This is a genomic window from Stenotrophomonas sp. HMSC10F07 (genome assembly GCF_001807895.1).
In the GTDB taxonomy this organism is placed as follows: domain Bacteria; phylum Pseudomonadota; class Gammaproteobacteria; order Xanthomonadales; family Xanthomonadaceae; genus Stenotrophomonas; species Stenotrophomonas sepilia.
On record NZ_KV791340.1, the window covers coordinates 1 to 744 of the forward strand.

Annotated in this window: 2 protein-coding genes; both read left to right on the forward strand. The window is 55.4% G+C overall.

Features of this window, described 5'->3' with window-relative positions; all coding sequences use genetic code 11:
• Nucleotides 1–387, forward strand: a 387-nt coding sequence (locus tag HMPREF3114_RS03585) for a tyrosine-type recombinase/integrase (RefSeq protein ID WP_147628980.1), incomplete at its 5' end; no start/stop codon positions are given.
• A gap of 81 nt (nt 388–468) precedes the next feature.
• Nucleotides 469–744, forward strand: a 276-nt coding sequence (locus HMPREF3114_RS03590) for an H-NS family nucleoid-associated regulatory protein (RefSeq protein ID WP_083297567.1), incomplete at its 3' end; no start/stop codon positions are given.

Genomic DNA, 744 nt, shown 5'->3' on the forward strand with positions numbered 1-744 from the left:
CTTTTCCCTCACCTCTCGGCGGGTGTCAACCGCAAAACGGGCGACTCAAACGCTCGCTACAGCCAAGCGGCACTCAACCAGTTCAGCACCTACATGAAGCGTCTGGGCTTCAGAAAGGGTGTTGGGTTTCATGCATTCCGCCACACCATCGCCACGGAACTTCATCACCAGGACATCCCGGAAGAGGTCATCGCACTGTTCACCGGGCACTCGCCCAACAAGCGTGTCGCCGTCTTGCACGAGGCCTACTTCCACAAAAAACCAGCGTTGGCTCAAAATAAGAAGGTTCGCACCATCAAGCGTTACCAGCCTAGCGTTGAACTGCCTAAGTATGAGCGAGGTCAGTTCGCAGCACAGCTTTCCGACCCCAGCAAGTTCTACCCATAATGGCCACCCGGCCACCGCGCGTGTGGCAATCAAGCTCGTTCAACACTAGGCTAACGGCTGTCCATTTTGAGGAAATCTCTAATGCCTATCGATTTGACGGGATTGTCGGTCAAAGAGCTGCGCTCTTTGATCAGCACCGCAGAGAAGCAGCAGACCAAGATCCTGACACGCCCGAAGGCTGCTGCCATGCGTGCCAAGATCAACAAATACGTCAAGGATCATGGCTACACAATCGAGGAACTCTACGGAGTTCCTGATGCGGCGGCGCCCAGCAAGTCCAAGAAGACAAACGTCCGAAAAAGCCCTTCGGCCCGCAAACTGGGCAAGGTGGCTCCGAAGTATCGCAACCCGGCCAAT